This is a genomic window from Streptomyces sp. PT12, from assembly GCF_003311645.1.
GTDB lineage: Bacteria > Actinomycetota > Actinomycetes > Streptomycetales > Streptomycetaceae > Streptomyces.
Genome location: NZ_QEST01000120.1, coordinates 1 through 931, shown reverse-complemented (window position 1 = coordinate 931; position 931 = coordinate 1). Strand labels below are relative to the sequence as shown.

Genomic DNA, 931 nt, shown 5'->3' with positions numbered 1-931 from the left:
CTGCGGCTGCCCCCCACGTTGATCTTCGACTACCCCAACGCCCGCGTGCTGGCCGGGCACCTGCTCGGCGAGCTGGTGCCCGAGCACGGTGACGCGCGCCAGGACGCGGCGGGCGCGCCCCTCGTCCCCGCAGCGCAGGCGGCCCCCGGTGAGCCGATCGCGATCGTGGGGATGAGCTGCCGCTACCCCGGCGCGGCCTCGCCCGAGGAGCTGTGGCGCCTGGTGGCCGAGGGCGTCGACGCCGTGTCGCGCTTCCCTGGCGACCGCGGCTGGGACGAGGCGGGCATCTACGACCCCGAGCCGGGCCGCCCCGGCAAGAGCTATACGCGCGAGGGCGGATTCCTTTATGACGCGGGGGAGTTCGACCCCGAGTTCTTCGGGATCGCGCCCAACGAGGCGCTGACCATGGACCCGCAGCAGCGGCTCCTGCTCGAAGCGTCGTGGGAGGTGCTGGAGCGCGCCGGGATCGACCCGCTGTCGCTCAAGGGCAGCGCGACCGGCGTGTTCACCGGGATGATGTACCACGACTACACCTACAACAGCAGCACGGGCGCGATCGCCTCGGGCCGCGTCGCCTACACCCTGGGCCTGGAAGGCCCCGCGGTCACGGTCGACACCGCGTGCTCCTCCTCCCTTGTCGCCCTCCACCAGGCGATCGCGGCGCTGCGCTCGGGCGAGTGCTCGCTGGCGCTCGCGGGCGGCGTGACGGTGATGGCCACGCCCGAGACGCTGATCGAGTTCAGCCGCCAGCGCGGCCTGTCGTCCGACGGGCGCTGCAAGTCCTACGCGGCCGCCGCCGACGGCGTCGGGTGGGGCGAGGGCGTCGGCATGCTGCTGGTCGAGCGCCTGTCGGACGCCCGCCGCAACGGTCACCCCGTGCTGGCGGTGGTGCGCGGCATGGCCGTCAACCAGGACGGCGCCAGCAATGGCC

Annotated in this window: 1 protein-coding gene; it reads left to right on the top strand. The window is 73.7% G+C overall.

What is annotated here, in order from left to right; genetic code table 11:
* Positions 1-931: acyl carrier protein (locus DEH69_RS32700; protein ID WP_258534647.1), on the top strand; the 931-nt coding region annotated here is incomplete at both ends.